26 protein-coding genes and 4 tRNA genes are annotated in these 26,781 nt (G+C 47.2%); 12 read left to right on the top strand and 18 right to left on the bottom strand.

What is annotated here, in order from left to right; genetic code table 11:
- The first annotated feature begins 9 nt into the window (after window positions 1-9).
- From pgsA to JM642_RS12295, 5 genes are all read left to right on the top strand, one after another.
- On the top strand, window positions 10-558 hold the full coding sequence (pgsA, locus tag JM642_RS12315; RefSeq protein WP_037417386.1) for a CDP-diacylglycerol--glycerol-3-phosphate 3-phosphatidyltransferase: 549 nt from the start codon (window positions 10-12) through the stop codon (window positions 556-558).
- Between the two features lie 143 nt (window positions 559-701).
- Window positions 702-777 (top strand) — tRNA-Gly (locus JM642_RS12310).
- A 20-nt stretch (window positions 778-797) separates the two neighbouring features.
- Window positions 798-871: transfer RNA gene (locus tag JM642_RS12305), tRNA-Cys, on the top strand.
- Window positions 872-920: 49 nt separating this feature from the next.
- Window positions 921-1,007, top strand: a tRNA-Leu gene (locus tag JM642_RS12300).
- A 130-nt stretch (window positions 1,008-1,137) separates the two neighbouring features.
- Window positions 1,138-1,224 (top strand) — tRNA-Leu (locus JM642_RS12295).
- A gap of 318 nt (window positions 1,225-1,542) precedes the next feature.
- Here JM642_RS12295 and JM642_RS12290 read toward each other — a convergent pair.
- From JM642_RS12290 to JM642_RS12270, 5 genes are all read right to left on the bottom strand, one after another.
- On the bottom strand, window positions 1,543-1,818 hold the full coding sequence (locus tag JM642_RS12290) for an HU family DNA-binding protein (protein WP_037425710.1): 276 nt from the start codon (window positions 1,816-1,818) through the stop codon (window positions 1,543-1,545).
- Between the two features lie 396 nt (window positions 1,819-2,214).
- Window positions 2,215-3,123, bottom strand: a complete 909-nt coding sequence (locus JM642_RS12285) for an ABC transporter ATP-binding protein (RefSeq protein ID WP_203431882.1) — start codon at window positions 3,121-3,123, stop codon at window positions 2,215-2,217.
- Window positions 3,120-3,950 (bottom strand): ABC transporter permease subunit, encoded by an 831-nt coding sequence (locus JM642_RS12280; RefSeq protein WP_099458059.1) that lies wholly within the window; start codon window positions 3,948-3,950, stop codon window positions 3,120-3,122. Before JM642_RS12280 ends, JM642_RS12285 begins: the two co-directional genes overlap by 4 nt.
- Before the next feature lie 87 nt (window positions 3,951-4,037).
- Complete coding sequence (locus JM642_RS12275) at window positions 4,038-4,703, bottom strand: DUF480 domain-containing protein (RefSeq protein WP_088585748.1); 666 nt, start codon at window positions 4,701-4,703, stop codon at window positions 4,038-4,040.
- Between the two features lie 166 nt (window positions 4,704-4,869).
- Complete coding sequence (locus tag JM642_RS12270; RefSeq protein WP_099458061.1) at window positions 4,870-5,709, bottom strand: S1-like domain-containing RNA-binding protein; 840 nt, start codon at window positions 5,707-5,709, stop codon at window positions 4,870-4,872.
- Window positions 5,710-6,185: 476 nt separating this feature from the next.
- Here JM642_RS12270 and JM642_RS12265 point away from each other — a divergent pair, with 476 nt between their 5' ends.
- Complete coding sequence (locus JM642_RS12265; protein WP_011071981.1) at window positions 6,186-6,338, top strand: hypothetical protein; 153 nt, start codon at window positions 6,186-6,188, stop codon at window positions 6,336-6,338.
- A gap of 168 nt (window positions 6,339-6,506) precedes the next feature.
- On the opposite strand, the gene JM642_RS12260 is transcribed toward JM642_RS12265, so the two are convergent.
- A complete protein-coding gene (locus JM642_RS12260) occupies window positions 6,507-6,671 on the bottom strand; it encodes a hypothetical protein (RefSeq protein ID WP_156143174.1) in 165 nt (54 codons plus the stop codon).
- Window positions 6,672-6,800: 129 nt separating this feature from the next.
- Between JM642_RS12260 and speA the strand changes: the two genes are divergently transcribed.
- Both speA and JM642_RS12250 read left to right on the top strand, forming a co-directional pair.
- The gene (gene speA / locus JM642_RS12255; RefSeq protein ID WP_037417405.1) at window positions 6,801-8,714 is read left to right on the top strand and encodes a biosynthetic arginine decarboxylase; all 1,914 of its coding nucleotides are present in this window, start codon (window positions 6,801-6,803) and stop codon (window positions 8,712-8,714) included.
- A gap of 302 nt (window positions 8,715-9,016) precedes the next feature.
- Window positions 9,017-9,973, top strand: a complete 957-nt coding sequence (locus JM642_RS12250) for an adenosylmethionine decarboxylase (protein ID WP_203433805.1) — start codon at window positions 9,017-9,019, stop codon at window positions 9,971-9,973.
- Between the two features lie 229 nt (window positions 9,974-10,202).
- Here the strand turns inward: JM642_RS12250 and bcp are convergent, their stop codons facing one another.
- Complete coding sequence (bcp, locus tag JM642_RS12245) at window positions 10,203-10,673, bottom strand: thioredoxin-dependent thiol peroxidase (protein ID WP_047536092.1); 471 nt, start codon at window positions 10,671-10,673, stop codon at window positions 10,203-10,205.
- 3 nt (window positions 10,674-10,676) lie between these two features.
- Entirely contained in the window at window positions 10,677-11,228 is a 552-nt protein-coding gene (locus JM642_RS12240) for an ACT domain-containing protein (protein WP_037417572.1), read from the bottom strand.
- A 172-nt stretch (window positions 11,229-11,400) separates the two neighbouring features.
- On the opposite strand from JM642_RS12240, the gene dapA reads away from it, so the two are divergent.
- The 4 genes from dapA (at window position 11,401) to JM642_RS12220 (ending at window position 17,914) form a co-directional block, all read left to right on the top strand.
- Window positions 11,401-12,285, top strand: a complete 885-nt coding sequence (gene dapA, locus JM642_RS12235; protein WP_055648217.1) for a 4-hydroxy-tetrahydrodipicolinate synthase — start codon at window positions 11,401-11,403, stop codon at window positions 12,283-12,285.
- A 3-nt stretch (window positions 12,286-12,288) separates the two neighbouring features.
- A complete protein-coding gene (gene bamC / locus JM642_RS12230) occupies window positions 12,289-13,386 on the top strand; it encodes an outer membrane protein assembly factor BamC (protein ID WP_037417567.1) in 1,098 nt (365 codons plus the stop codon).
- 353 nt (window positions 13,387-13,739) lie between these two features.
- Window positions 13,740-14,822 (top strand): efflux RND transporter periplasmic adaptor subunit, encoded by a 1,083-nt coding sequence (locus JM642_RS12225; protein ID WP_203431881.1) that lies wholly within the window; start codon window positions 13,740-13,742, stop codon window positions 14,820-14,822.
- Complete coding sequence (locus JM642_RS12220) at window positions 14,819-17,914, top strand: efflux RND transporter permease subunit (protein WP_047536097.1); 3,096 nt, start codon at window positions 14,819-14,821, stop codon at window positions 17,912-17,914. Before JM642_RS12225 ends, JM642_RS12220 begins: the two co-directional genes overlap by 4 nt.
- A 68-nt stretch (window positions 17,915-17,982) precedes the next feature.
- Here JM642_RS12220 and JM642_RS12215 read toward each other — a convergent pair whose 3' ends face one another.
- The 10 genes from JM642_RS12215 to JM642_RS12170 all read right to left on the bottom strand — a co-directional run bounded on the left by JM642_RS12215 (window position 17,983) and on the right by JM642_RS12170 (window position 26,733).
- Window positions 17,983-18,423 carry a GNAT family N-acetyltransferase gene (locus JM642_RS12215; protein ID WP_203431880.1) on the bottom strand — a complete coding sequence of 147 codons (441 nt, stop codon included), beginning with the start codon at window positions 18,421-18,423 and terminating at the stop codon, window positions 17,983-17,985.
- A 101-nt stretch (window positions 18,424-18,524) separates the two neighbouring features.
- A complete protein-coding gene (locus JM642_RS12210) occupies window positions 18,525-19,280 on the bottom strand; it encodes a sulfite exporter TauE/SafE family protein (RefSeq protein ID WP_203431879.1) in 756 nt (251 codons plus the stop codon).
- Window positions 19,281-19,504: 224 nt separating this feature from the next.
- Window positions 19,505-19,816: a cytoplasmic protein gene (locus JM642_RS12205; RefSeq protein ID WP_144346052.1), complete on the bottom strand. Its 312-nt coding sequence runs from the start codon at window positions 19,814-19,816 to the stop codon at window positions 19,505-19,507.
- A 35-nt stretch (window positions 19,817-19,851) separates the two neighbouring features.
- Window positions 19,852-20,454: a DJ-1/PfpI family protein gene (locus tag JM642_RS12200; protein ID WP_203431878.1), complete on the bottom strand. Its 603-nt coding sequence runs from the start codon at window positions 20,452-20,454 to the stop codon at window positions 19,852-19,854.
- A gap of 408 nt (window positions 20,455-20,862) precedes the next feature.
- Entirely contained in the window at window positions 20,863-21,180 is a 318-nt protein-coding gene (locus JM642_RS12195; RefSeq protein ID WP_037425681.1) for a hypothetical protein, read from the bottom strand.
- 192 nt (window positions 21,181-21,372) lie between these two features.
- A complete protein-coding gene (locus JM642_RS12190) occupies window positions 21,373-22,029 on the bottom strand; it encodes a 3-oxoacid CoA-transferase subunit B (RefSeq protein ID WP_011623089.1) in 657 nt (218 codons plus the stop codon).
- 120 nt (window positions 22,030-22,149) lie between these two features.
- Complete coding sequence (locus JM642_RS12185) at window positions 22,150-22,854, bottom strand: CoA transferase subunit A (protein WP_011623088.1); 705 nt, start codon at window positions 22,852-22,854, stop codon at window positions 22,150-22,152.
- Window positions 22,855-22,914: 60 nt separating this feature from the next.
- The gene (locus tag JM642_RS12180; protein ID WP_203431877.1) at window positions 22,915-23,847 is read right to left on the bottom strand and encodes a hydroxymethylglutaryl-CoA lyase; all 933 of its coding nucleotides are present in this window, start codon (window positions 23,845-23,847) and stop codon (window positions 22,915-22,917) included.
- A gap of 1 nt (window position 23,848) precedes the next feature.
- Window positions 23,849-25,888, bottom strand: a complete 2,040-nt coding sequence (locus JM642_RS12175; RefSeq protein WP_203431876.1) for an acetyl/propionyl/methylcrotonyl-CoA carboxylase subunit alpha — start codon at window positions 25,886-25,888, stop codon at window positions 23,849-23,851.
- Window positions 25,888-26,733: an enoyl-CoA hydratase-related protein gene (locus tag JM642_RS12170; protein ID WP_203431875.1), complete on the bottom strand. Its 846-nt coding sequence runs from the start codon at window positions 26,731-26,733 to the stop codon at window positions 25,888-25,890. The genes JM642_RS12175 and JM642_RS12170 overlap by 1 nt, the downstream gene beginning before the upstream one ends.
- Window positions 26,734-26,781: the final 48 nt, after the last annotated feature.

The following is a 26,781-nucleotide window of genomic DNA, read 5'->3' as shown; positions in this document are numbered from 1 at the left end:
GGTTTGATCATGCCGTTTAACTTACCCATAGCATTAACTCTTTTTAGGCTTTTTTTACTGCCCATTTTTGTGGTGTTGTTTTATTTACCTTACAGCTGGACGCCTTTTGTTGCCGCATTTGTGTTTTGGTTGGCGGCGTTAACGGATGCATTAGACGGTTATGCGGCGCGTAAACTCAAGCAACTGACCCGTTTTGGCGCATTTCTCGATCCCGTCGCTGATAAACTGATGGTGATCACCGCGCTCGTATTATTAGTTGACCAATACGCTGATATTTGGCTCACACTGCCAGCACTGTTTATGATTGGCCGTGAAATTGTGATTTCAGCCCTGCGGGAGTGGATGGCTGAATTAGGTAAACGCGGCACGGTTGCGGTTTCTTGGATCGGCAAATATAAAACGGCGGCGCAGATGGTGGCGATTATTGGCCTGATCTGGCAATACAATCCACTCATGATCACCGCGGCATTTGTGCTGTTATATATCGCTGCCGTATTAACGTTCTGGTCAATGATGAGTTACATTTTAGCCGCCTGGAAAGATTTAACGGCTGAATAGCACAATAAAAAATCAAAGAGATTATTTAGTGCGCAAGCAGTAAGTTATCGATAAAACAGCGGTTGACACTGCATCGTAAATAGGTAGAATGCCTCCCCGTAGACGAGAGACGAAGTGAAAACAAAATCTTAACTCTGCGTGATGCGACATTAGCTCAGTTGGTAGAGCGATACCTTGCCAAGGTATAGGTCATCGGTTCGAACCCGATATGTCGCTCCAATCTAAATGATTGGAAAGATGGCGCGATGGCAGAATGGCTATGCTGCGGATTGCAAATCCGTCGATCTCGGTTCGACTCCGGGTCGCGCCTCCATGATATAATATATTAATGACACGATTCCCGTCGTTAATATAAAGAGTTTGCCCGAGTGGTGGAATCGGTAGACACAAGGGATTTAAAATCCCTCGCTGGTAACAGCGTGCCAGTTCAAGTCTGGCCTCGGGTACCATTATTATAATGGTGACAGCTCAAACGAGCTAAAGCGTTAAACTTCGTAATCTAAGTATTTGAAATATAATCAATAGATAGAAGCAATGAGTTAACAATATCAACAGCAGTGCTGACGATATTCAGAGTTTGCCCGAGTGGTGGAATCGGTAGACACAAGGGATTTAAAATCCCTCGCTGGTAACAGCGTGCCAGTTCAAGTCTGGCCTCGGGTACCATTATTCTTAGTGAATAGTAAATAAGCCTCGACATTAGTCGGGGCTTTTTTGCATCTACAGCTTTGATTATTTGGATTTGGTTTAAAGGGCCGTTTCTATCTTATTCTCTAGAGCCACGGCTTCGCGCTTGCCACTTTTGTTACAGACGTTAGTCCTATCTTATAGTCTACTTATTTCTCCACACTGAGCTTAATAACGTTAAACTCAGCTATGGCGGCTTCGTTTTATCTCTAAAGCTCATTGCCGAAGTAATATCGTTAACCTTGCCCATAAAAAAGCCCCGTGGTTTTCACGAGGCAATTTTACACATCCACAATACTACTCATTTATCGCTTGTTTTAGCGCTGTCGCCGCCTTAAAGCTTGGCTGGTTAAAGCCTGCAATCTCCATCGTCTCGCCAGTTTGCGGGTTTCGACCCGATTTAGGTAAATGATAACGTAACTCGAAGGTACCGAATTGCGGCAGGAAGACTTTCTCACCTTCGCTTAAGGCGATATGGATCTGTTGTAGGATCTGTTCGACAACAGGTTTAGTGCTGGCCTGGGACTGTTCAAGCGAAGTGGCGATACGTTGGATCAGTTGTGCTTTGTTCATTGAAACCTCTGAATTCAGTGAAAGAGCAGGAAAGGGGAGTTATAACAAGCTCGAGATTAGATTGAAAGTCTAGGTTTACCAAAGCGGCTTAACTGCTGCTTTATTGGTTAGCGGTGATTACTCACCCTTTATTTTGAAACGTAAATACGCCTCATATAAGCAGCACTAGGTAAGCAGCATTAGGGGCTAAGTTGGCCTGTAGCGTTTAGAACTAAAGTAGAAGTTAAAGGATAAAGCCTTTTAACACTGATATTTACGACTGTTTGATGTTTGACATGGTGTAATAAATGCCATTGCTTCAGCAGTGTATAAACAAAACATTAGCCACAAAGCGCCCTTGCGGGCGCTGTTAGAGGTGGAGTTAAACGTAGGAATAATAAGGGACTTATCGCGGAGTTAAGAAAATAACGTTTCTTCCAATGTGCGTCCTTTCAGCAGCATCTTATATTGCCAATGCTGGTCCTTAAATAGGGCGAGCAGGGCGGTTTCAAACTCATAATGACGATTTGCCGTGTCATCCAATTGGATAACAAATACATGGGCTTGTTTTGAGGTGATATTCACCACACCAGCTATTTGACCTACGGCTTGGATCAGCGCTTCACTGTCGCAGCTTTCCATGGTGAGGGTGAGATAATCACTGCCGCTATTGGATGAGCGCATCGAAATCGACTGGCCCAATTCACCTTTATCTAGATACAGCACTTGGTCACAGAGCTTCTCGAGTTCGTCCAAGTTGTGTGAGCTGATCACAAAAGTGGTTGTGGGCGACAGCGTTCTGACGAGTTCACGGATTTTTTTCGCATTGGCAGGGTCGAGTCCTGCGGTAGGTTCATCTAACAACACCAGCTTAGGCGAGCCGATTAAGGCTTGGGCAATCGCCACACGTTTACTCATTCCATGGCTTAGACTCGGTGGCTTTTGCTGCGCCACCTCGGCTAAGTCCACTAAATTCAGCACTCGCTGTGCTTCTTGATTTGCCTGCTTGCTATCCATCCCTTGAAGACGCGCAAAGAAGCTTAACTGGCTGATAATAGTTAAATTGGGATCGAGCGTCGCATCCTGTGGCAGGGCGGTAATTTGCCCTAATAATGCTGGACTATTGGGTGCTTCTCCCTGAATACGCACCGAGCCCGCGCTTGGGGTGAGGTAACCACAGAGCAGGCTAAATAGCGTGGTTTTACCTGCACCGTTAGGGCCAACTAAGGCGATGGGCGCTCCCGATTCGAGGGTTAAGTTAACGTTATTGAGCGCTTTTTTACTGCCATAGTGTTTGGACAGTCCTTGGCATTGAATGAGGATCATAGTTGACTCCTTTGGATATAAACGCGGCCAAGGAAAAGGGCGAATGCGGTTTGTAATAGGGGAATTGGTGCGTAGGCAAAGCTCTGGAGTCCATTGGTGTTGACCATGTTCGACAGTTGAGCGCCCGGCAATATCCATTGTAAGCCTTCAAATAAGCTGGATTGATTACCCAAAATCAATAGCGCAATCGAGACGACTGTCCACAAGATGGTGGCGAGCACCATGGCCTGTCTTGCCGTGTTGGCATAGAGGGACAATAAAGTCATGACCGCGGTAAAGGGTAAAATCACGATAACTAAGTTGATGCCGACCAAGGCCCCCGACGTTAATGCGGGTAATAACAAGCCGATATCGCGAGTAAGTGCCAGCGCTATGGTGGCGAGGATGGTCAATAAGATCAGTAGACCTTGGATCAGGATTTGCCCCAAAAAGCGGCCGAAGAGTAGGCTGTCTTTGCTGGTTCTTAGGGTATAGAAGCGCAATGTGCCGCGGGATTTGTCTGAGGAGAACTGATCGGCGGCAATCAAAATACTGAACATGGGAAACAGATACAGCGCAAAGCACCAGAAGATAGCCATTTCCGCCACGGGCCAGTCAAACAGCACATTGAGTGCTTGGCTGCCTAAGAGACCGTCGATCAGATCTTTAATATTGGGCTGCATTAATAGGGTCGAAGCGCCTTGGATGGGGTAGAGCAATAGCATGCCCCACACTAATGCAAAGGCAATCAGGGCGATAATCCCGCGAAGGTTAAATAGAAATTTTCGACATTCAAAGCCAGCGATCAAAAGCATGTTATTGAATGTACTGGGAGCATTTGGTGTCATTCGCTGTCTCGTCAGTGAGTGAGCGGACAAACTCTCACCTTAGTCATCATTAAGAGTGACTACTTGCGAAAGTCGTCCGCGGCGCGGTTAGGATAAAGAAGCGATAAGCGATTCTAACTTATCTTTAAGTTCTGCCACTTGCTCTTCAAGCTGTGTGACTCTCGCTTCCAGTTGTTGTCTATCCTGCTCGTTTAGCGGGTGGGCATCTGCATTTGTGGCATTGGTGAATGACGCTGCGCTAATTTGCTCAGCACCTTGGGAGAACAGCTCAGTATAACGACATTCACGTTTACCAGGCTCCCGCGGCAGTTGAGCCAGTACGGGTTTATCCCGCTCCATCAGTTGCTTAATGCAGGCTTCCACTTCGAGCACGTCTTTAAAATCATGCAGTCTGTTGCTACGGGTGCGTAACTCTCCGGGCGTTTGTGGGCCGCGAAGCAGCAGTAAACAAACAATGGCTACCGCCGCGCTGGAAAGTTGTAACTCGCTAAATTCGGTGTTGCAGAATCTGTGCTTATATTTGACGACTCGGCTACCAAAGCCGGATTGCTCGCTGATTAAGCGCTTTTTGTTCAATGAATCAAGGGCGGCTTGTACTTGCGCTTCAGTGAGTTCTAATACAGGTTCGCGGCTGGTTTTTTGATTACAGGCGAGGGTCAGGGCATTGAGTGAAAGAGGGTATTGCTCTGGGGTGGTGACTTCTTTTTCAAGTAGGCATCCGATAACTCTGGCTTCGTGTAACGTGAGTTCCATATAAGCTCCAAAGAAAAAAGCATGACTTTGTTATAACAGAGCCATGCTTAAGATCCTAGCGCTTGTCGGTAAACTGAGTGTTTGGGCAGACTATTTGGACAAATAAACCACGAACCTTACTACAAGAGAGTCCTAAGTCCCGTATGAGGTTGACTATTCAGCCCAATCAGTCAGCTTCAGTTAGGCGTAAACCATCATCGTCGATACTTAACTTGCCCGCTTTAAACAGGCCACCGATGCTCTTTTTGAAGGCTTTTTTACTCATACCGAGTTGTTCGTAAATCACTTCGGCATCGGTTTTATCCGTTAGGGGTAAGAATCCGCCCGCTTGCTTGAGTTTTACTAAGATAATGTGCGCATTTTTATCAAGCTCTTGCTTACTGCCTTGCTGCAATACCAAATCAATTTTGCCATCGCGGCGGACTTGTTTGATAAAGCCTTTTAGCCTTTGACCAAAACGCAGTTTTTGGAACACTTCGTTTTGATAAATCACGCCCCAATGGGCATGGTTAATAATGGCTTTGTAGCCTAAATCTGTGGTGCCACCGATAAATAAGTCAACTTGTTGACCTACTTCATACTGGGCGGGAGTTTTATCGAGGAATTTATCGATTTTTGATGACGCAACAATACGCTCATCAGCTCGGTTAACGTGCACATAAACAAGGTACGAGCGACCTTCTTCAATCGGTTTATGCTGTTCACCAAAAGGTAGTAACAGATCTTTATCTAATCCCCAATCTAAAAATGCGCCAAAAGGCCCAGTGGCCACGGCTTTTAAGTAGGCAAATTCTCCTACTTGAGCCAAAGGTTTGCGGGTCGTGGCAATGACAATATCTTCGGAGTCCAGATATAAAAATACCTCTAGCCAGTCACCGACTTGGCAGTCTTTTGGGGTGGCTTTGTTGGGCAGTAACACTTGGCCAAATTCGTGGGCATTTAAATACACACCAAAACTGACTTGTTTTACTACCTCAAGTTTGCAGGTTTTTCCTATCTGTACCATGGAGCTCTCTATCTAAGGATGTCATTCGGCGGTGATTATAACCGCTTTATCCGTAAACAGCAGCTTCCAGATCGGCTTTTGCGTCGATAGTCGAAAATGAACAGTCGCGCAGAGATAAAACAATATTGCTGATGTGAGCAAATGTTATCAATTTATCTTGATTGGCTATTAAAAAATATTGAACGCACTTAGAGTGAGGTTGATGGTTAACCTATTAATTTAAAATAGATAAATCTACTTGTTACCAACCATTCTGTTAATGTGGTGTTTATTATATTTTAATGAAAAATATTAAATGAGATTCTTGCTTGCATTCTGTGACATTGCGCGGTTTAATTGCGCCGTTTAACGACTTCGCTCGTTACAGACATGACAAATATTACGTGAGTTGTAATGATTTTATGGTTCACAGGTCATTCACCGTGTAACGTACAATTTATAATGGTTACATGGGGTTAAGAGGAATTGTTTAGCTAATGCACAAGCATCCATTTTTTGCTCTTTGCCTAAAAGCATCTCAATGCCAGCGCTCAATCGTTGTTCCCTATGACGATACTAGCCTTAAACATCTCACGTTAATCCGTATCAACTCTGGCCGCGAAGAAGCCAACAGTCCCCTGTTACAATAATCTCACCTAGTGTTAGGTGTGCTTGGTGATGCCTTGCCGCTTAATACCTAATGTTTATCCTTAGTGTTACCTATTGTTTATCCACTTAATCGGCACCTCGTTTTTAGAGAGAGGCATATTGAGCGGAGACGCAACGCTTAAGCTTAAGGTTTTGAGTGTTTTTTAACCTCAAAGCGCGTTATGGTTAATGCCATTGGGTGAAAGACCTATGGCGATAAAGGGGGATATAAACACCATCTTGTTATCGCCAAGGTAAAAGAGTATCGGGTTAATCCCGGTTGCGTTAAGGGAAATCGCATCAATGTCGCCTAAGCTGGGTTGATTTTGCTGCACAAATTAGGGTGAATTCATCCTAACTGTATGTCAGGTAACTATATGGTTTACCTGGGTTTGTCGAACGGGCGGTCTTGCAATGTTGCACTGACCGTTTAACCCATTTTTTTATAGACGGGCTAAATAAAAATGAATGATTGGTCTATTGATGCTGCTCGTGCTGGGTACAACGTTACCCACTGGAGCCAAGGGTTTTATGGGATCAGCGACCAAGGTGAGGTGACAGTGTCGCCGGATCCTAAGAATCCTGATCACAAGATTGGCTTAAATGAGCTAGCAAAAGACATGGTTAAAGCAGGGGTCGCTTTACCTGTATTAGTTCGTTTCCCGCAAATTCTGCACCACAGAGTGAACAGTTTGTGCCAAGCATTCGACCAAGCGATACAAAAATATGAGTATCAGGCGGACTATTTGCTGGTTTACCCCATTAAAGTAAACCAACAAAAAACTGTGGTAGAAGAGATCCTTGCGAGCCAAGCATCAAAAGAAGTTCCACAATTAGGCCTAGAAGCCGGCAGTAAGCCTGAATTAATGGCTGTACTTGCCATGGCGCAAAAAGCCAGTTCAGTGATCGTATGTAACGGTTACAAAGATAACGAATACATTCGTTTAGCCTTAATTGGTGAAAAGTTAGGCCATAAGGTCTATATCGTTTTAGAAAAACTGTCTGAGCTGAAGATGGTACTAGCTGAGTCTGAGCGTTTAGGGGTGAAACCTCGCTTAGGGTTACGTGCTCGCCTTGCATTCCAAGGAAAAGGCAAGTGGCAAGCCAGCGGTGGCGAAAAGTCTAAGTTTGGTTTATCTGCGGCGCAGATTTTGACTGTAGTTGACCAGTTAAAACAAAGCGATATGTTGGATTCGCTGCAATTACTGCACTTTCACTTAGGTTCGCAAATCGCCAATATCCGCGATATTCGTCAAGGTGTGAGCGAAGCGGCGCGTTTCTACTGTGAATTACGTGAGTTAGGGGCCAGCATTAACTGCTTCGACGTCGGCGGTGGTTTAGCGGTAGATTACGACGGCACTCGTAGCCAAAGTAATAACTCAATGAACTATGGTTTAAGCGAATACGCGAACAACATCGTAAACGTGCTTACCGATATCTGTAATGAATACGAGCAACCTATGCCACGTATTATTTCAGAATCTGGCCGTCACTTAACGGCGCACCATGCGGTACTGATCACCGATGTGATTGGCACAGAAGCTTATCAGGTTGAAGATATCCAGCCGCCAGCGGAAGAATCGCCGCAACTGCTGCACAATATGTGGCAATCTTGGACTGAGCTGAGTGGCCGTGCCGATCAACGTGCCTTGATTGAGATTTATCATGATAGCCAAAGTGACCTGCAAGAAGCGCAATCGCTGTTTGCCTTGGGTCAATTAAGCTTGGCAGAACGTGCGTGGGCTGAGCAGGCTAACCTACGCGTATGCCATGAAGTTCAAGGTTTGTTAAGCACCAAAAACCGTTACCACAGACCGATTATTGATGAGTTAAACGAAAAGTTAGCCGATAAGTTCTTCGTTAACTTCTCATTATTCCAATCCTTACCGGATGCTTGGGGTATCGATCAGGTGTTCCCTGTGCTGCCATTGTCTGGTTTAGACAAAGCGCCAGAGCGCCGCGCTGTGATGCTGGACATTACCTGTGACTCCGACGGTATTGTGGATCAATATGTAGACGGCCAAGGGATTGAAACTACGCTACCAGTACCAGCGTGGAGTGCTGAAAGCCCGTATTTGATCGGCTTCTTTATGGTGGGGGCATATCAAGAGATTTTAGGGGATATGCACAACTTGTTTGGCGACACTAACTCAGCCGTTGTCAGCATTGAAGAAAATGGTATGACCAATATTGAATCGGTACTTGCCGGTGACACAGTCGCTGACGTATTACGCTATGTTAACTTAGATGCCGTTGACTTTATGCGGACTTACGAAGAGTTAGTCAACCAGCATATTGTTGAGGATGAACGCGCACAAATTTTAGAAGAATTACAAGTGGGCCTAAAAGGTTACACTTATTTAGAAGATTTTTCTTAATATTGAGTGTGTTAAAAAAGTCAGCCTAGGGACACTTAGGCTGACTTTTGTTTTTTATAGCCTATTATTTTTGCTAGTGCGTTGCCAAGGTGAGTGTGTTGCAAGGCTGTCACCTTGTTAAAGCAAGCGCGGTGGTTTTATTGCGGCGCTAGTCGTGTAAAAATAGCCGCGCAAAATTGATGGGTTATCAGTCTTAAAATGTGTGCATACATTTAAGTCAGCGTTGCCAGCGAGCCATGAATGACTGATATACCAATAGATTAGATGCCCAAACACAGGGATAAGATGAGGCGAACGGCTTGATGTTTTTTGAAGGCGCGGAAAAAAAGCTTGAGATCAGACTCACTTCCAATATGGCATCACTGCGCCAACGAGAGTACGGCTTTTGGTCAACCTTGGTCGCCTGTGCCAATGCGGAAATCCTGTCAACAATCCGTAATCCTGCCTGTGATGCCTATCTACTGAGTGAATCGAGCCTGTTCGTCTGGGATGATAAGATTCTGCTGCTCACCTGCGGTAATAGCACCCTGATTGAGGCGGCCTGCTACTTTATTAACGCCTTAGGGGTTGAGCACATTGCCGCGCTCTGTTATCAGCGTAAGAATGAATACCAAGCCCAGCTACAAAGCACACACTTTGCTGACGATATTGCGACATTGCGGACCTTGATCCCCGGAAAAGCCTTTCGAGTTGGTCACTTAGATTCACATCATCACTATTTGTTTTGTACTGACAATCTGTTTTGCACTGACGGCCAACCTATGTCGTCAACGTATGATACCTGCCTTGAACTGATGATGTACCACATCCGTGGCGAGCTGGCTGATTACCTCAAGTTGCCCACACAAACCGAGCTGGGGATTTATCAACGCTTAGGATTGCAGCGACTTTTCCCTGATTTTCAATTTGATATGCACTGTTTTCAGCCCGCGGGATTTTCGTTAAATGGGATACGTGGGGCTGACTATGTTACCTTGCATATCACGCCATCGATGGGGCAGGGAGATAACTCCTACGTCAGCTTTGAGACTAATCTAGATTTAGCTGTTTATCCCTATCCCCTTGTTGCACAAATGATTAAGCTATTTATGCCTTCAAGTTGGGATCTCATCCGTTTTAACCAGCCGCTTATGACTGCTGGATTTCCTGAGCATGTATGTTTAGCGCATGGTTCAATCGTGACTGAGCAAGGCTGTCAGATTGATTTTAATCACTATCAACAGCTTCAAACTGAAGCGTTACTGCCTGTATTCCTATAATCGTTTCCCATAATTGAGTTGGTGATTCACTCGAATAAGCGACTGCTAAAGTTGCGGTGTGATTAGAGGATTTATTCGCCACAAGCTGAAAATTTTTCATCAAAAATGGCCCTGATTTCGGGCCATTTTATGTTTGCTTGCGGTTTTTTTGGGCAATTCAAACTGAAATTTCTAAACTGAGCCGTTGGCTATTAGTCAGAAAATCCCTTGCGATACCATTTAGCGGCCATTACTGCGCTGCAATCTCTGCCAACACTACTTGATGGTGGTCGCTGGTTTTAAACTTATCGAACACATGGGCAATAGTGCCATCGGTGTTGATGAGGAAACTTAACCTATGGATTCCATCATAGACTTTACCCATAAATTTCTTTTCGCCCCATACGCCAAAGGCATCAGCAACGCTGTGGTCTTCATCGCTGAGTAGGGTAAAGTTAAGTGATTGTTTTTCAGCAAACTTAGCTAATTTAGCCACAGGATCTGGGCTAATGCCGAGGACGGTTACTTTGTGGCTGTCGAGTTCAGCTTTGCTATCACGTAAACCGCAGGCTTGTACTGTGCAGCCAGGGGTTGATGCTTTAGGGTAAAAATAGACTAAAACGGGGCCACGTGTTAAGCATTCTTGTAGTGAAACAGCGTTACCCTGTTGATTTTGTAAGGTAAAAAGTGGCGCTTTGGCACCAGCGGTTAAGGTATTCATCTATTATCCTCTGTCGTTTCTTGAGGTCGTGCCTTCCATGCGTCTAATGGTGCAATCCAGTGCCATCTCCTCGGAGAGTTGATAGATACTCTTTTCGAGCTTTTCTAGTTCAACTTTTTCAGGAATATTGATGGTTAATGAAATAGTTTGCGTTTGCTCGCCATTTTCAAGCTCTTCAGAGAAGGAGCGTACTGCCGCCAAGTCTAAGGAGCGGTCGGCAAGAAACTGGGTGATGGATTTCATCGTGCCGCGCTGATCTTTACCAGTAAAGCGCACTTCAAGGCGCGAAAGGTAATTTTGCGGCGTGTGCTTAGAGGTACGCTTCATCACCGTCATCAGTTCTAATTCAACACTGAGACTCGGGAGCAAGCTTTCAATTTTCGTTATGGATGCCCACGAACCTGACAACATCATGATTAAGGTAAATTCGTTACCAAATAATGCCATACGGCTGTCGACGATATCGCAGTCACAGTCACTGGCAAGCCGAGCTAGTTTACTTACGAGTCCAGGACGGTCTACGCCCATTGCAGTTACGACCAGGAAATTGGTCATGAATTGTCCTCACTTTTTCGATATCATAGAGCGAAAACTCGAGACCGAGCGCCGAGTTTTTGTGCGGGATGTAATGCTACCATAACTAAATCAATTTGAGACCCCCGTTAGTGCTTGTCATTAATGGTTGGCATCAGTACCATAGCGAATCCTGAAATTTTGGGGAAGTCAGATGATAAACGGAAGCATCGTAGCCTTAATCACGCCAATGAACAGTGATGGCTCAGTAGATTTTGCAAGTCTTGAAAGGTTAGTCGAATTCCATATTGACCAAGGCACAGACGCCATCGTTGCCGTGGGTACCACCGGTGAGTCAGCGACTCTGCCAATGAATGAGCACGTTGCCGTGGTCGCTCAAACCGTTAAGTTTGTCGCAGGTCGTATCCCTGTGATTGGTGGCAATGGTGCGAATGCGACAGCAGAAGCTATCGAACTCACCAAGTCCTTATCTAAAGTCGGGGTTGACGCCATGTTAGGCGTAACACCTTACTACAATAAACCGACGCCAAAGGGCTTAGTGGCCCACTATAAAGCCGTGGCGGCCAGCACTGATATTCCCCAAATTCTCTATAACGTTCCTGGGCGCACCGCGGTTGATATGAAGCCTGAAACCGTGGCCGAGTTAGTGAGCGTGAGCAATATTATTGGTGTAAAAGAAGCCACGGGTGATGTATCACGGGTTAAACGACTACGTGAACTTTGCGGCAATGACTTTATGCTGTACAGCGGTGATGATGCGACAGCGAGAGAGTTTTTACTCCTTGGCGGTAACGGGGTGATTTCGGTTGCTAACAACATAGTGCCAAAAGCCTTTAAAGCTATGTGCGACGCCGCATTGGCTGGCAACGCCGAATTAGCCGCAAGTATCGACGAGCCACTACGTGGTTTATATAGCACACTGTTTTGCGAAGCAAATCCTATCCCAGTGAAATGGGCAGCCCAGCGTATGGGGTTGATTCAGTGTGGTCATATTCGTTTACCTTTGACTGAACTTTCTGAGCAATGTCATGGTCTGTTGTTAGATGCAATGACTCGTGCCCAGATAGAGGTTAAATAATTAATGTTAAAGAAAGTCACTCCACTGTTCTTAGTTGCTGCTGTTGCAGCTTGTAGTTCGCCATTAGAGCGTCGCCAAGCCAACGGTGCTGAAGACTATGTTCAGGCTGAGCAAGCGCCAATGCTAAAGATCCCTGAGGGATTGAAAACGCCGCCTTACAATAAAGAATACGAGGTTCCGGCAATCGGCGCTAAAGCAAACCCTGCGCTTGTTGGTAAAAACCTTGATATCCGCCCACCACTGCAAGTTTTGCCAATGGCAGAAGGTACGCATGTGGAAGAGGGCAGCGATAACATTAAGATTGTGGTTGAATCGATTGATAACAGTGTCGATCTTAAGCAAGAGATTTTCGCTAACTTAGATGGATTCTTAGCGAAGCAAGCGATCCCTGTTCGTAGTCGCGACTATGATAAAGGCAACATTGAAACCGATTGGATTGAAAGCCGAGAGGTGTTGGAGTCAAGTTTATGGGGCTCAGATAAAGAATATCTGCTGCGTCAGCGTTATCGCTTCGATATCGAAACCCGTCCACACGGCCGTACCGCTAATATCGTTATTCACTTAGTAGAACACGAAGAGTTTTACGATGGTAAAGAGCAGGATGTAATGCTCAGTGGTGAGGATAAGCAGCGTTACACCATCGATATGCTTAACAGTGCCATTGCTTATATGAGCGTTAAGCGTGAGCAAACCATTCAAGCAAACCGCTTAAAGCAGACCTTAGGGATCAATGTTGATTTGGTCACGCCAGAAGAGGGTGCTGCATATTGGTCTGCTAAGGCTTCCTATAAGCAAGTGTGGGATCGTCTGCGTATAGTATTGCCAGAAATGGGCTTTGAAATTTCAGATATGGACAGTGCTAAAGGCCTGTACTTTATCAAGTTTACCGATAACTCCGGTTTCTGGAGTTCATTGTGGAACGACAATCAATTGTCCTTAAAAGAAGGTAGCTACCGTTTACTCTTACAAGACGGTGATACCCCTGATGAGACTAAGATTTTGCTTCGTGACGCTGAAGATCAGCCGTTATCGAATGACGTTGTCGCCAAGGTGTATGAATCATTGTCGAATCTGATGAAAGAAGAGCGCAAACTGCGTTAATTCCACCTCAGTCAAAAAGGGCGATTTATCGCCCTTTTTTGTGTCTGCAATTCAGCCTATTGCTCTAGGACGATACAGCATGATGTATCAGAATATTTCTAGGTAATATCAATAGTTATATTATGGTTTTAGATTAAACCGCTTAAGTTGTGAGTTATTTTGAAGCAATCTGCTTAAATTGCCATTTATCGTATTGCATTCTTCACCTCGGTAGTGTTTTTCGACTTGTCCGCAGTGTTATTACAAATTTTGCGCGCTCAGCGTAATTTGTAAGAAAAAGTAAAACGTATTGATGCAATGATGCGAGTGGGTAAACTAGCCGTCACTAATGCGAGTCATCATTTGGAAGCCAGATGAAAAAAATCATAATTATCATCGCTATTTTGGCAGCGGCATGGTTTGGATATCAAGCTATGCAACCTCAAGAGCAGCAGCAAGCAAAAGTTAAGCTCACCCCTAATGTGGTTATCGCCACCGCTTCTATGGCACAAGTTCGAGACGAAGTGGAAGCTATTGGCACAAATAAGGCATTTGAGTCCGTCACCATTACGCCCAAAGTCACTGATGTGGTGACCTCATTAAAGTTTGATGATGGCGATATTGTCAAAAAGGGCGATTTATTGGTGCAACTGCAAAATGCCGAGCAGATAGCCAAAGTGAAAGTGGCGCAGGTGAAAGTGAGTGACAATCAGCGTGAATTGGCGCGGATTAGTTCGCTTGTCACCAGTCGAACAGTGGCAGAATTAGAGCGTGACCGCCTGCAAACCTTAATCGATACGGCCCGCGCTGAGTTAGAGCAGGCACAATCTTCCCTCAATGATCGCAGTATTGTCGCCCCCTTTAATGGCCGTTTAGGCCTGCGCCAAGTGAGCGTGGGTAGTTTAGTGACACCGGGTACTGAGATCACCACGCTCGATGATATCTCTAAGATTAAATTAGATTTCTCAGTGCCAGAGCGTTTTATTCAAGACTTGCAGCCTGGCAAGCTTGTTGAAGCAAAAGCCGTGGCTTTCCCTGATGAAATCTTTAAAGGCAAAGTGATTTCCATCGATAGCCGTGTTAACCCAACCACCCGTGCCGTGATTGTACGCGCCGAAATCCCAAATCCAGATTTACGCTTACTGCCTGGGATGCTGATGAAGGTCAAACTCATCAAACGCAGCCGCGAGGCGCTAATGTTGCCTGAGTCGGCGATTATTCCAATCCAGAAAGAACACTTTGTTTACAGTGTGAATAAAGACAATGTCATCGAGCGTAAGCAAGTCACCATTGGAGTTCGTACCCGTGGTTGGGTCGAAATTACCGAGGGCTTAGCGATAGGCGAAAACGTGGTGATCCGCGGCCTGCTTAAGGTGCACCCTGGCGATGTGGTGAAGACCCAACTGGCTGAAAAATTTAGCTATCTTTCCGATGCTAATACGGAGCCAAGCGTATGATCCTGACCGATCTTTCCGTTAAACGGCCGGTATTTGCCTCGGTCATTAGCCTATTGCTGGTGGCCTTTGGTTTAGTCGCATTTGATAAATTACCGCTGCGGGAATACCCCAATATCGACCCGCCGATTGTCTCGATTGAAACCAACTATCGCGGCGCTAGTGCTGCGGTAGTTGAGAGTCGCATTACTCAGCTGATAGAAGACAGGATCAGCGGCGTCGAAGGCATTCGCCATGTGAGTTCATCGAGCAGCGATGGTCGCTCACAGGTGACCTTAGAGTTTGATATTAGTCGTAATATTGAGGATGCGGCCAATGATGTACGCGATAGAATTTCGGGTCTATTAGATAACTTGCCCGAAGAAGCCGATCCCCCAGAGGTGCAAAAAGCTAACGGTGGCGATGAAGTGATTATGTGGCTCAACTTAGTGTCGGATCAAATGACCACATTAGAGCTAACCGATTATACCCGTCGCTATTTATCCGACCGTCTGTCGGTGGTTGACGGGGTGTCGATGATCCGTATCGGTGGGGGCAAGGTTTACGCCATGCGCATCTGGCTCGATAGACAAGCCCTTGCATCCAGAAGCCTCACGGTGGCCGATGTCGAAGCCGCACTTAGGGCTGAAAACGTTGAGTTACCCGCAGGTTCGCTTGAATCCAAGGAGCGCCACTTTACCGTGCGTTTAGAGCGAAGTTATCGCAGCGCTGAGGACTTTGCCAATCTGGTGATTGCTCAAGGAGAAGATGGTTATTTAGTCAAGCTTGGTGACGTAGCTAAGGTGGACATTGGCTCCGAAGAAGAGCGTATTATGTTCCGCGGCAACAAGGAGGCCATGATTGGCCTTGGGGTGTCGAAACAGTCGACCGCCAACACCTTAGAAGTGGCCCGTGCCGTTAATGCCTTAGTCGATAAAATCAATCCTACCTTGCCCGCAGGAATGTCGATTAAGCGTAGCTACGATAGCTCAGTGTTTATCGAAGCCTCGATCAAAGAGGTGTATCAAACGCTGTTTACCGCAATGATCTTAGTGATTATTGTGATTTATCTATTCCTTGGCAGCGTGCGTGCCATGTTAATCCCTGCGATTACGGTGCCTGTTTCTTTGCTCGGCACGTTTATCGTGCTCTATGCCTTGGGATATACCATCAACCTGTTGACGCTGCTGGCGATGATCCTCGCCATCGGTATGGTGGTGGACGATGCGATTGTGATGTTGGAAAACATTCACCGCCGTATCGAAGAAGGGGATTCCCCCTTAAAAGCGGCGTTTTTGGGTGCCCGTGAAGTCGCCTTTGCGGTCATTGCCACCACCTTAGTGTTAGTGGCGGTATTTATGCCGATCACGTTCCTCGAAGGAGACTTAGGTAAGCTCTTTAAGGAGTTTGCGGTGGCCATGAGTGCGGCGGTGATTTTCTCCAGTATCGTGGCGTTAACCCTAAGCCCGATGATGTGCTCTAAGCTGCTTAAACCTGCGTCGCAGGACTCATGGCTAGTGCGTAAGGTTGATAGCATTATGACGGGCATTTCCCGTCGCTATCAAAGCTCGCTAGAGAGCGCGATGGCAAAACCAGTGCTGATGTCAGTTATCGTGTTGATTGCGCTCGGTAGTAGTGTGTTTCTTGCCCAAAAAGTACCGCAGGAATTTGCACCGCAGGAGGATCGAGGCTCATTATTTTTAATGATTAACGGGCCTCAGGGGGCGAGTTACGAGTATATCGAATCCTATATGACTGAGGTGGAAAGCCGCCTAATGCCATTGGTGGATTCGGGGGATATCAAGCGTTTGCTCATTCGTGCGCCCCGTGGCTTTGGCCGCGCGGCAGACTTCTCTAACGGTATGGCGATTATTGTGCTCGAGGATTGGGGTCAACGTCGTCCGATGAAAGAAGTGATTGGCGATATCAACAAGCGCCTTGCGGATTTAGCCGGTGTGCAGGCTTTCCCTGTGATGCGCCAAGCCTTTGGCCGTGGCGTGGGCAAACCAGTGCAATTTGTTATTGGTGGTCCAAGCTATGAGGAACTCGCTGCTTGGCGGGATATTATGATGGAAAAGGTGGCGGAAAATCCTAAACTGCTTGGCCTTGACCACGATTATAAAGAGACCAAACCGCAGCTTAGAGTGGTGATCGACAGAGACAGGGCGGCAAGCCTAGGGGTGTCAATTTCTAATATCGGTCGTACCTTAGAATCTATGTTAGGTTCGCGCCTTGTCACCACCTTTATGCGTGATGGCGAAGAGTATGATGTGATTGTGGAAGGGGAGCGCAGTAACCAAAATACCGCGGCCGATCTACAGAATATCTATGTTCGCTCCGAACGGACGAAGGAGCTGATCCCATTATCCAACTTAGTCACGGTCGAAGAGTTTGCCGATGCTAGCTCCCTTAACCGCTACAACCGTATGCGGGCGATTACCATTGAGGCCAGCTTGGCGGATGGTTATAGCCTAGGCGAAGCGCTGGATTACCTCAATCAAGTGGCGCGAGCTTACTTGCCTGCGGAGGCTGTCATCAGCTACAAGGGACAATCGCTGGATTATCAAGAGTCTGGCAGCTCAATGTACTTTGTGTTCTTGCTGGCGCTTGGGATTGTGTTCCTGGTATTAGCGGCGCAGTTTGAAAGCTATATTCACCCTATGGTGATTATGCTGACGGTACCGCTTGCCACGGTTGGCGCCTTGATAGGGCTGTGGTTTACGGGGCAGAGCCTTAATATCTACAGTCAGATTGGGATTATTATGCTGGTCGGTTTGGCGGCGAAAAACGGTATTCTGATCGTCGAATTTGCCAACCAGTTGCGGGATAAGGGCGTCGATTTTGACCGCGCCATTATCCAAGCCTCATGCCAGCGTTTACGGCCTATCCTGATGACGGGGATTACCACTGCCGCGGGCGCCGTCCCTCTGGTTTTGGCAACGGGCGCAGGTGCAGAAACCCGCTTTGTGATTGGCGTAGTGGTGCTTGCGGGCATTATGCTGGCGACGCTGTTTACCATTTATGTGATCCCAACTGCCTACGGTCTTTTTGCCCGTAATAGCGGCTCTCCAGAAGCGATTGCCCAGCAATTAGAAAAGGAATTAGCGCAAGATTAATCCCTCGCGAACGCTTAGCCAAAATAGGCGCTTAAGTACACTTAAGCGCCTATTTTATTTGGGCAAACTTACTTTGGGTTAACTTCAAGAGCTTGAATATAGCGAAAGGAGGTTTTCTCAAAGCCAATGGACTCGTAGTAAGTCTGTGTCTGCTCGCGGCGCATAGAGGTGGTGACCTCAAGCTGGCGACAACCTCGTTCACTTGCCCTCGATTTTGCAAAATCAATTAGTTGCGTCCCCACACCTAAGCCTCGACTGGCCTCAGTCACCACTAAAGCAGTAATACGGCAGATGTGTTGTTGCGAGGGAAAATAATCAAAAAAGATCAAACTTATCAGCCCAACCACAACTCCCTCAGACTCGGCGAGATAGATTTCATCGGTTCTGTTAGGGTTATTAAGATACTGCTGTAACTGCGCCTCAGTGGCACTATAACCCAGCTGCAACAGTAAGGCCGTCATGGCGTTATGGTCGGCTATCTGTGCTTGTCTAATTGAAATGGCGCCCATCACGCTTCCTTGTTTTATCCAGTATCTAGATTTCTATTAAGCAGGTAGTCTGCCAATACATGACTCTTGAGGTTGGCATATTTTAGGCTAACGCAAAGGGGTTAACGCATAAAAAATCCCACACTCATAGCGAAACCGACAAGCACAATAAAACCCCGCAGCAGGGATTGGGGAATGCGATAAGCCAGCGCGGCGCCAAGATAGCCGCCAATAATCGCCATAATGGCAAGCAGTAACAGATATTGCCCGTCAATCAAATTACCTAGGGCGTAAATCACCACGGCAATGGTGGTGAGTAGGGCGGAGAGTAAATTTTTAAGCCCGTTCATCCCATGTAATTGGGTTTGGCCGAGTAACCCAAAGGTTGCGAGTAAAATAATCCCTAATCCCCCATTAAAATAGCCGCCGTAAATACAAACGATGAAGAGAATCATCATTGCAGTCAGTGGCTTGACGGTATTCACACGGATGATGCTGGCATGGGCTAAACGTTTTTTCAGTAACCAAGGTCCAGCGATAAAGGCGAGGGTTGCCAGCAAAATTAACCAAGGGACGAGATAAGCAAACACTTGCTCGCTGGTACTTAGCAGTATTGCCGCGCCTAGGCATCCGCCAGCTGTCGCAATCCAGCACAGGGTTTTTAGGTTAAGATTTGCAGGATATTCAATCTCTTTTCGAAAACGCCAGGCACTGGCAAGGTAGCCGGGGAGCAGAGCGGCAGTGCCCGTCGCGTTGGCCATCAGTGGCGGCACGCCCACAAACACAAGGGCAAATAAGGTGATAAAGCTGCCGCCGCCCGCCACCGCATTTAACATGCCGCCGAGTAAGCCTGCGAGGGCGATCAGTAACCAATCCATAGTGAATGCTCCGCTGCCATTGTTGTGCTCAACCTGAACGTCAATTGCTTATAAAAACATCACCTTAACAGTAAGTCACTCAGATGAAAAGCCATCAATATTGTAAGTCGCGGCAGATTAATGGCTTTGTTATGGGCGTGCCGAATCGGGGTTAGGTATAAAGCCTTGGCATTAAGGGCTCAGCCTAACTCATCAAAAGTGATTAACACTTTGCAGTGATGCCTTTATTCAGCGTGAAACAGCCCTGACTCAAAAATCACCGTAGCGATGGCCAAATGTTGATCGCTAAATACCTCTTCTCCCCAACAATGTTGTCCACGTTCTTGATAGTACACATGGTAGCTGGCATTCGATGGCGTAGCGACGCAGTACCAACCATCAAACGTCTGCTTGCTAAAGTTGACCCAATACTGCGCATCCGCCTGTTTGATCTGCTGAAGTAGCGCCTTATCTTGCGCTAATAGCGCCGCAAGTTCGACTACGCTGGTGATCTTGTGTTCGGTTTTTAACTGATTAAGTAATGCTTTGAGTGTCATAATTGCGCCCTTCATCCAGAGGATTGCACTCCATATTAGCGAATGGCTGAGGCAATGGAGGACTCAATTAAAGCTTCAAAAACATCGGCTTGGCCTGCGGGGATCAGTTGCCGATGAATTTCGCGGCGCTTTGCACTGTCAAATAAACGCTCCGCAACCCAACCCGTTAAATAGAGCGAGGACAGGCAACCTCCCGCAGTGGCAATATTGCCATTAATCACCAGAGCGCAGTCTTCCACCTCTACGCCCATGGCCACCAATCCGGGTTTGGCATCGGGATGCGTCGTTGCCGAGATATTGTCGAGTAAGCCTAACTTGGCAAAGAAGAATGAGCCCGCACAGATACTGCCAAGTAATTGCCGCGAGGGATCTAATTTAAGGGCCGAAATAAAATCAGGATCCGCAAGTGCGGCAGGTACGCCTTTGTAACCACTGCTGAATAATACCACGTCAGCATCAGCGACTTGCGCGATATGACCATGGGTTTCTACCGTCATTCCCAAACTCGACTTATGGCTAGGTTTGGTCCCGAGCACTTTGACTGTCCAATCGGTTGTTGTGCGGCCGAGAATATCGCGCATTAAAAAGAAATCGATATCAGTAAATTCATCAAATATCACAATCGCAATTTGGTACATCCTTTGTCCTCTCGTTTGCATTGGAATGACTTAAGGCTTGAATAGGCTCAACCTTAAGCCTTGGGGTATTAATATGGAAATGGTTGTTATCTTTTTGATTTTAAATAAAATATTGGTTATCCAGTTAGTCTGCTGTCATAAGGCAAACCCCGAGACTACAAAGCGCCGACATTCTGATTAGACATCATTGTGACTATCGGGCATTAACCTAGCTCAGCACTTATTAAGAAATTTAGCTAACAACTTGAGCATCCTTACTATTTTGGCTGCGGCGAGTTTACCGTAACTGTGCTTAAGATGGCTAATTTTGGTGCTAAAGGGGTAAAACGTCTTTTTGTAACAATGATTCAGCACCTGTAGGTGAGTAAATCGATCGCTTTCAGTTAATAGGTTTTAAAATGATGGGCCTTAAACAACATTTAGCCCTTGATAAGTTGGATAAAAATAAAGAAACCATAATATTGGGATGGATATGACGGTTAGCTGTTTCACTAGGGGGCGAGTGTTGTACCAATACTTATATAAAAAAAACGCGTAGGGAATCTGAAAAAAGAGCGAATAAAACCACATGCCAGCCGCTAATATTATGCCTTCGTGGGCATTTGGCGAGGTATCAATTAAATAGCTGCCAATACCATATAAACCTATGATTGCTTCAACCCACAGTATTGCGCCAAGTGAAAGTACAACGCTTTCGTCATAAGTGAATTTAATAGGAAATGTCACTTAGCACTCTCCCTTCTTTAGCTAAGTCATCAATGTTTACAATGTGATAGCTGCTTAGCTTTTGATAATTATTAGCGATGAATAATTTAGTTGGGTAATTCACTAGATAGCTAGGCTTATATAGAAGTCTAAGCCTAGCATTTAGCTGATGTGTATTGTGTGAGTTTATTAACTTATTGTGTTAAAGAACGCTTAAAACACCATCTCTGGTACATGGTCTGGCACGATTAATTTACCAGCGGTTTTGCTAACAATTTCTTCAACGCTGACACCGGGGGCGCGCTCTAACAGATGGAAGGCGCCATCTTTAATCTCGATAAAGGCTAAATCGGTGACAACACGTTTGATGCAGCCGTAGCCTGTGAGCGGTAATTCGCACACGGGTAACAGCTTAGAGTTGCCGTACTTATCGGCGTGCATCATAGTCACGATAATATTTTCCGCCCCTGCGACTAAATCCATTGCGCCGCCCATGCCCTTGATAAGCTTGCCTGGGATCATCCATGAGGCAATGGAACCATTTACATCGACTTCAAAGGCGCCGAGTACGGTTAAGTCTACATGGCCGCCACGGATCATGGCAAAGCTTTCAGCGGAGGAGAAAAACGAGGCGCCTTTTACCGCGGTAACGGTTTGTTTACCGGCATTGATTAGATCCGGATCTATGGTTTCTTCCGTCGGGAATTCCCCCATGCCGAGTAGGCCGTTTTCCGATTGCAGCATCACTTCCATACCTGCGGGAATGTAGTTGGCCACGAGCGTGGGAATACCAATACCGAGGTTGACGTAGTAGCCGTCTTGTAATTCTTTGGCAACGCGCTGTGCCAGTTGTTCTCTTGATAATGCCATGATCTTTATCCTTCCTTTACCTAGAGTCGCTATTGGCCTCAATTTTTGGCTTTACTTTGGGCTCTAGTTAGAGCCAAGACTCTGTCGCTTTAGCTTGCGTTGTTAATCGTTCAGCGTTGCTTATTTCGCCGCTTTTACCGTGCGCTGCTCGATACGTTTCTCGAACTTGCCTTGGATGACGCGATCAACATAAATGCCGGGAGTATGGATATGATCAGGATCGAGCTCGCCCGGCTCCACAATAAACTCGGCTTCCACTACCGTGATTTTGCCCGCAGTCGCCATCATAGGGTTAAAGTTAGCGGCGGTTTTGCGGAACACTAAGTTACCCATAGTATCGGCCTTCCAAGCGCGAACGAGGGCAAAATCGGCGGTCAGAGATTCTTCTAACACATAGTGACGGCCTTTGATCTCGCGGGTTTCTTTACCTTCCGCCACGGGAGTGCCGTAGCCTGTGGCGGTGAAAAATGCCGGAATGCCTGCACCGCCGGCGCGGATTTTTTCCGCCAGCGTACCCTGCGGCGTTAAAATCACATTCAATTCGCCCGAGAGCATTTGCTGCTCGAAAGTAGCGTTCTCACCCACGTAGGAGGCGATCATGGTCGAAATCTGACGGTGTTTTAACAATAAGCCCAGACCGAAATCATCCACACCAGCGTTGTTTGAAATGGCGGTTAAGCCCTTAACGCCCATCTTAACCATTTGATTGATTAAGCCTTCTGGAATACCGCACAGGCCAAAACCGCCAACCATAATGGTCATATCATCGGATAAACCTGCTAACGCTTCTTCATAGCTGCTGACGACTTTATTGAGTCCTGCCATTTTGATGTCCTTTAAATTGTTATTCGTGTCCAATCATTTCTAGCACCTAGCACCTAGCACCTAGGCTTTGGCACCCTGCAAGATTGCATTGGCGACTTTAGAGCCATTAAGACGATTTAATTGTTTGCTGATCCCAAAACCCGCTAATGCCAGTTTTTCTAAATCGATACCCGTCTTCAAACCGAGTCCATGGAGCATATAGACCAAGTCTTCACTCGCCAGATTGCCCGACGCGCCTTTTGCATACGGGCAACCACCGAGGCCCGCCACTGAGGCGTCAAAGCTGCGCACACCTAAGTCGAGGCAGGCGGTAATATTGGCTAATGCTTGGCCATAGGTGTCGTGAAAGTGCAGGGCAAGTTTTTCCACTGGCACTCGCTCGATCACGGCTTGCAGCATTTTACGGGCTTTTAACGGCGTGCCTACACCGATAGTGTCGCCGAGCGAAATTTCGTAACAGCCCATTTTGTAAAGGATTTCAGACACTCTTGCCACTTCGCTCGCGGCGATTTCCCCTTCATAGGGGCAACCTAAAACGCAGGACACATAGCCACGTACTGGAATATTGGCGGCTTTTGCCATGTCCATCAATGGGATAAAGCGTTCTATCGACTCTTCAATCGAACAGTTGATATTGCGTTGGCTAAAGCTTTGTGACGCTGCACCAAAGATAGCGACTTCGGAAGCTTTTGCATCCAGCGCCAGCTCTAAGCCTTTGACATTAGGGGTGAGGGCGCTGTAAACCACGCCCGCTTGACGGCGAATTTGGCGCAATACGTCGCCGCTATCGGCCATTTGTGGCACCCATTTGGGTGACACAAAACTGCCTGCTTCAATTCGCTTCACACCCGCATCGGCGAGGGATTCAATCAAGGCGACTTTGGCCTGTGTCGGGACGGCGGCCTCATTCTGCAAGCCATCACGGGGCCCCATCTCGAATAGGCTAACCCTATCCGAGCTGGCGCTTAAGTTCGAAAGATCCAGGGCAGACATCTTAGGCTTCCTCGCTCTGGGCTTTGGGCTCAACATGGAGCAGCACAGCGCCATCGCTCACTAATTCGCCCGCCTTGAAGTAGAACTCGGTAACAATACCGTCGAAGGGCGCTTCGATGGTGTATTCCATCTTCATCGCTTCCATCACCAGTAGCCCTTGTCCCGCCTTCACCTCAGCACCGACTTCCACTAAGTGGGTCACGACTGTGCCGTTCATCGGGGCCTTGAGCTTATCTTCATTGCTGGATTCTGCCTCAACCACTTGGGTTTTAACCGCCCTGAAGTGATAACTGCCTGAGGGTAAAAACAGTGTAAAATCATCGCCCTGAGCGCTGACTGGTACTTTACTCTTATGGCCGTTGATTTCGGCTAACAGTAAATCCTGCTTAAGCTCACCACTAAGGGACTTGCTGACATGACCTTCTTCTGTTGGCAGAGATAGCTGATAGTGATCACCAAAGTCTAATAGCACCAATTGTTGTAACTCGTGGGCATCGTCAAGCAGGGCAATAGAATGTTGGCTGACACTGTTGAGTCTAAAGCCACTGACTTGGCCCCAAGGCGAGTAAGGATCGGCGCTATTGATCGCCTGTGCCTTGGCGGCTTCTTTACGGGCAAGCACTTGATACAGCGCGGCAAAGGCAAGTGCAGTGTCGGCTTCGCTTGAAGCACTGCCAATCAGCGCATCGCCGTAACGGTTGATAAAGTCGGTGCTAAAGTCTGCCTTGGCAAAGGCGGGATGCTCGGCAATATTGGCTAAAAATTCAATATTGTGTTTAAGCCCGCTGATTTGATAGGACTCGAGGGCATGCACTAGGCGTTGCAGCGCACGTGGGCGCGACTCATCCCACACAATCAGTTTGGCGATCATTGGATCATAAAAGTTACTGATCACATCGTTTTCACGGATGCCGGAATCGATACGCACATATTTGCTTTGCTCAGGCTCGCGCAGGAAGTTGAGCTTACCGCTGGCGGGTAAAAACTCATTTTGCGGATCCTCGGCGTAAATACGCACCTCAAAGGCGTGTCCATGGATACGCACTTCGTCCTGTTTGAGCGGTAAAGGTTGACCACTGGCGACCATTAACTGCCATTTGACTAAGTCTTGGCCCGTCACCATTTCGGTCACAGGATGCTCTACCTGCAGACGAGTATTCATCTCCATAAAGTAGAAGCTATTGTCGGTATCTAACAGGAATTCAACGGTTCCCGCGCCGACATAATCGATAGCCTTGGCGGCAGCGACAGCGGCTTCACCCATTTGGGCGCGAAGCTCATCGCTTAAACCTGGGGCTGGGGCTTCTTCGACCACTTTTTGATGGCGGCGCTGAATCGAGCAGTCGCGATCCGATAAGTAAATTGCATTGCCAAAGGTATCGGCAAACACTTGGACTTCGACATGGCGAGGCTGGCGTAAATAACGCTCCAGCAATAATTTATCGTTACCAAAGGAGGAGGCCGCTTCACGGCGCGCCGAGTTGATGGCGTCCATGATTTCGCCTTCATGCTCAACGATACGCATACCTTTGCCACCGCCACCGTAGGCGGCTTTAATCAGCATCGGGAAGCCGATTTTTAAGGCTTCGGCCTTGAGGGTGGCATCGGTTTGATCGTCGCCATGGTAACCCGGCACTAAAGGCACTTGCGCCGCCGTCATAATGGCTTTGGCCGCGCTCTTGCTGCCCATGGCATCGATGGCATCGCTGCCTGGGCCAACAAATACGATTCCGGCCGCCTCACACTTGCGAGCAAAGTCGGCGTTTTCCGATAAGAAGCCATAGCCTGGGTGAATGGCTTGCGCCTGAGCTTTTTTGGCAATCTCAATAATCAAGTCGCCCTTGAGGTAAGAATCCGCCGGAGCGCTGCCACCTAAGTAAAACGATTCGTCGGCCATGGCAACATGGCGGGCGTTTTTATCGGCATCAGAATATAAGGCAACGGTGCGAACGCCCATGGCCTGCGCGGTTTTGATAATGCGGCAGGCAATTTCACCACGGTTAGCAATTAAAAGCTTAGTGAACATGCTGTTAGTCAACATCAAAGAACTCCTTGAGTATCTGTTGGCGTGTGCCAGTTCGGCTGACGTTTCTCAAAAAAGGCGTTTAAGCCTTCTTGGCCTTCATCAGATACCCGAATGCGGGCGATGCGCTCGCTGGTGTAATCAATCGTATCTTGGTCTATCACGCCATCTTCGAGGCGGGCGAGTAGGGTCTTTACCCATGCCATTCCCTGCGGACTGTTGGCGAGCAACGCGGTGATAATGGGTTGGGCTGCAGCCGCTAAATCGTCGTTTATCTCATGGATAACATTGAGTTTGAGTGCCGTTGGCGCATCAAAACGCTCCGCGGTGAGCATATAGCGGCGTGAGGCGCGATTACCCATGGCGCGGGCAACGTAGGGGCTAATCACCGCGGGGATCAGCCCTAGTTTGACTTCGCTTAAGCAGAAGCTTGCACGCTCGGTGGCGATGGCAATATCACTGGCGCAGATTAACCCAAGCGCGCCGCCAAAGGCCGCACCTTGGACTAAGGCGATAGTGGGTTTTGGAAAGGTATCTAAATCCTGCATCAGCTTAGCCAGCGCCTTGGCGTCATTCAGGTTTTGATCAAAATCCATCTTGGCTTGTTTGCGCATCCAGTTTAAGTCGGCGCCCGCGCTGAAGTTTTTGCCATTGGCTTTTAATACCAACAGCTTGCAGTCTTTGTGCTCGGCAAAATAACCGAGGACGGCGATCATTTCGCAGATCATCACCTCATCGAAGGCGTTGTGCACTTCAGCGCGGTTTAGAATTAACTCGCCCACGCCGTTATTCAGCGCATAGCTGACGTGCTGCAAATGAGCTAAGGATTGAGTGCTAGTGTTCTGGTGTTGTGTGTCAGTCATTATTAGTTATTCCCTCTATGATTGATACGTAAGGCATCGCAAGATGCG

The sequence above is a fragment of the Shewanella sp. LZH-2 genome, assembly GCF_016859145.1.
GTDB lineage: Bacteria > Pseudomonadota > Gammaproteobacteria > Enterobacterales > Shewanellaceae > Shewanella > Shewanella xiamenensis.
Note: the sequence above shows the minus strand (reverse complement) of the source record. Positions and strands in the feature narration are given on the sequence as shown.

What these genes read in the sequence shown, in the direction of transcription:
- pgsA (WP_037417386.1), top strand. Translation starts at nt 10, where the DNA reads ATGCCGTTTAACTTACCCATAGCATTAACTCTTTTTAGGCTTTTTTTA.
- JM642_RS12290 (WP_037425710.1), bottom strand. Translation starts at nt 1,818, where the DNA reads ATGAACAAAGCACAACTGATCCAACGTATCGCCACTTCGCTTGAACAG.
- JM642_RS12285 (WP_203431882.1), bottom strand. Translation starts at nt 3,123, where the DNA reads ATGATCCTCATTCAATGCCAAGGACTGTCCAAACACTATGGCAGTAAA.
- JM642_RS12280 (WP_099458059.1), bottom strand. Translation starts at nt 3,950, where the DNA reads ATGACACCAAATGCTCCCAGTACATTCAATAACATGCTTTTGATCGCT.
- JM642_RS12275 (WP_088585748.1), bottom strand. Translation starts at nt 4,703, where the DNA reads ATGGAACTCACGTTACACGAAGCCAGAGTTATCGGATGCCTACTTGAA.
- JM642_RS12270 (WP_099458061.1), bottom strand. Translation starts at nt 5,709, where the DNA reads ATGGTACAGATAGGAAAAACCTGCAAACTTGAGGTAGTAAAACAAGTC.
- JM642_RS12265 (WP_011071981.1), top strand. Translation starts at nt 6,186, where the DNA reads ATGCACAAGCATCCATTTTTTGCTCTTTGCCTAAAAGCATCTCAATGC.
- speA (WP_037417405.1), top strand. Translation starts at nt 6,801, where the DNA reads ATGAATGATTGGTCTATTGATGCTGCTCGTGCTGGGTACAACGTTACC.
- JM642_RS12250 (WP_203433805.1), top strand. Translation starts at nt 9,017, where the DNA reads ATGTTTTTTGAAGGCGCGGAAAAAAAGCTTGAGATCAGACTCACTTCC.
- bcp (WP_047536092.1), bottom strand. Translation starts at nt 10,673, where the DNA reads ATGAATACCTTAACCGCTGGTGCCAAAGCGCCACTTTTTACCTTACAA.
- JM642_RS12240 (WP_037417572.1), bottom strand. Translation starts at nt 11,228, where the DNA reads ATGACCAATTTCCTGGTCGTAACTGCAATGGGCGTAGACCGTCCTGGA.
- dapA (WP_055648217.1), top strand. Translation starts at nt 11,401, where the DNA reads ATGATAAACGGAAGCATCGTAGCCTTAATCACGCCAATGAACAGTGAT.
- bamC (WP_037417567.1), top strand. Translation starts at nt 12,289, where the DNA reads ATGTTAAAGAAAGTCACTCCACTGTTCTTAGTTGCTGCTGTTGCAGCT.
- JM642_RS12225 (WP_203431881.1), top strand. Translation starts at nt 13,740, where the DNA reads ATGAAAAAAATCATAATTATCATCGCTATTTTGGCAGCGGCATGGTTT.
- JM642_RS12220 (WP_047536097.1), top strand. Translation starts at nt 14,819, where the DNA reads ATGATCCTGACCGATCTTTCCGTTAAACGGCCGGTATTTGCCTCGGTC.
- JM642_RS12215 (WP_203431880.1), bottom strand. Translation starts at nt 18,423, where the DNA reads ATGGGCGCCATTTCAATTAGACAAGCACAGATAGCCGACCATAACGCC.
- JM642_RS12210 (WP_203431879.1), bottom strand. Translation starts at nt 19,280, where the DNA reads ATGGATTGGTTACTGATCGCCCTCGCAGGCTTACTCGGCGGCATGTTA.
- JM642_RS12205 (WP_144346052.1), bottom strand. Translation starts at nt 19,816, where the DNA reads ATGACACTCAAAGCATTACTTAATCAGTTAAAAACCGAACACAAGATC.
- JM642_RS12200 (WP_203431878.1), bottom strand. Translation starts at nt 20,454, where the DNA reads ATGTACCAAATTGCGATTGTGATATTTGATGAATTTACTGATATCGAT.
- JM642_RS12190 (WP_011623089.1), bottom strand. Translation starts at nt 22,029, where the DNA reads ATGGCATTATCAAGAGAACAACTGGCACAGCGCGTTGCCAAAGAATTA.
- JM642_RS12185 (WP_011623088.1), bottom strand. Translation starts at nt 22,854, where the DNA reads ATGGCAGGACTCAATAAAGTCGTCAGCAGCTATGAAGAAGCGTTAGCA.
- JM642_RS12180 (WP_203431877.1), bottom strand. Translation starts at nt 23,847, where the DNA reads ATGTCTGCCCTGGATCTTTCGAACTTAAGCGCCAGCTCGGATAGGGTT.
- JM642_RS12175 (WP_203431876.1), bottom strand. Translation starts at nt 25,888, where the DNA reads ATGTTGACTAACAGCATGTTCACTAAGCTTTTAATTGCTAACCGTGGT.
- JM642_RS12170 (WP_203431875.1), bottom strand. Translation starts at nt 26,733, where the DNA reads ATGACTGACACACAACACCAGAACACTAGCACTCAATCCTTAGCTCAT.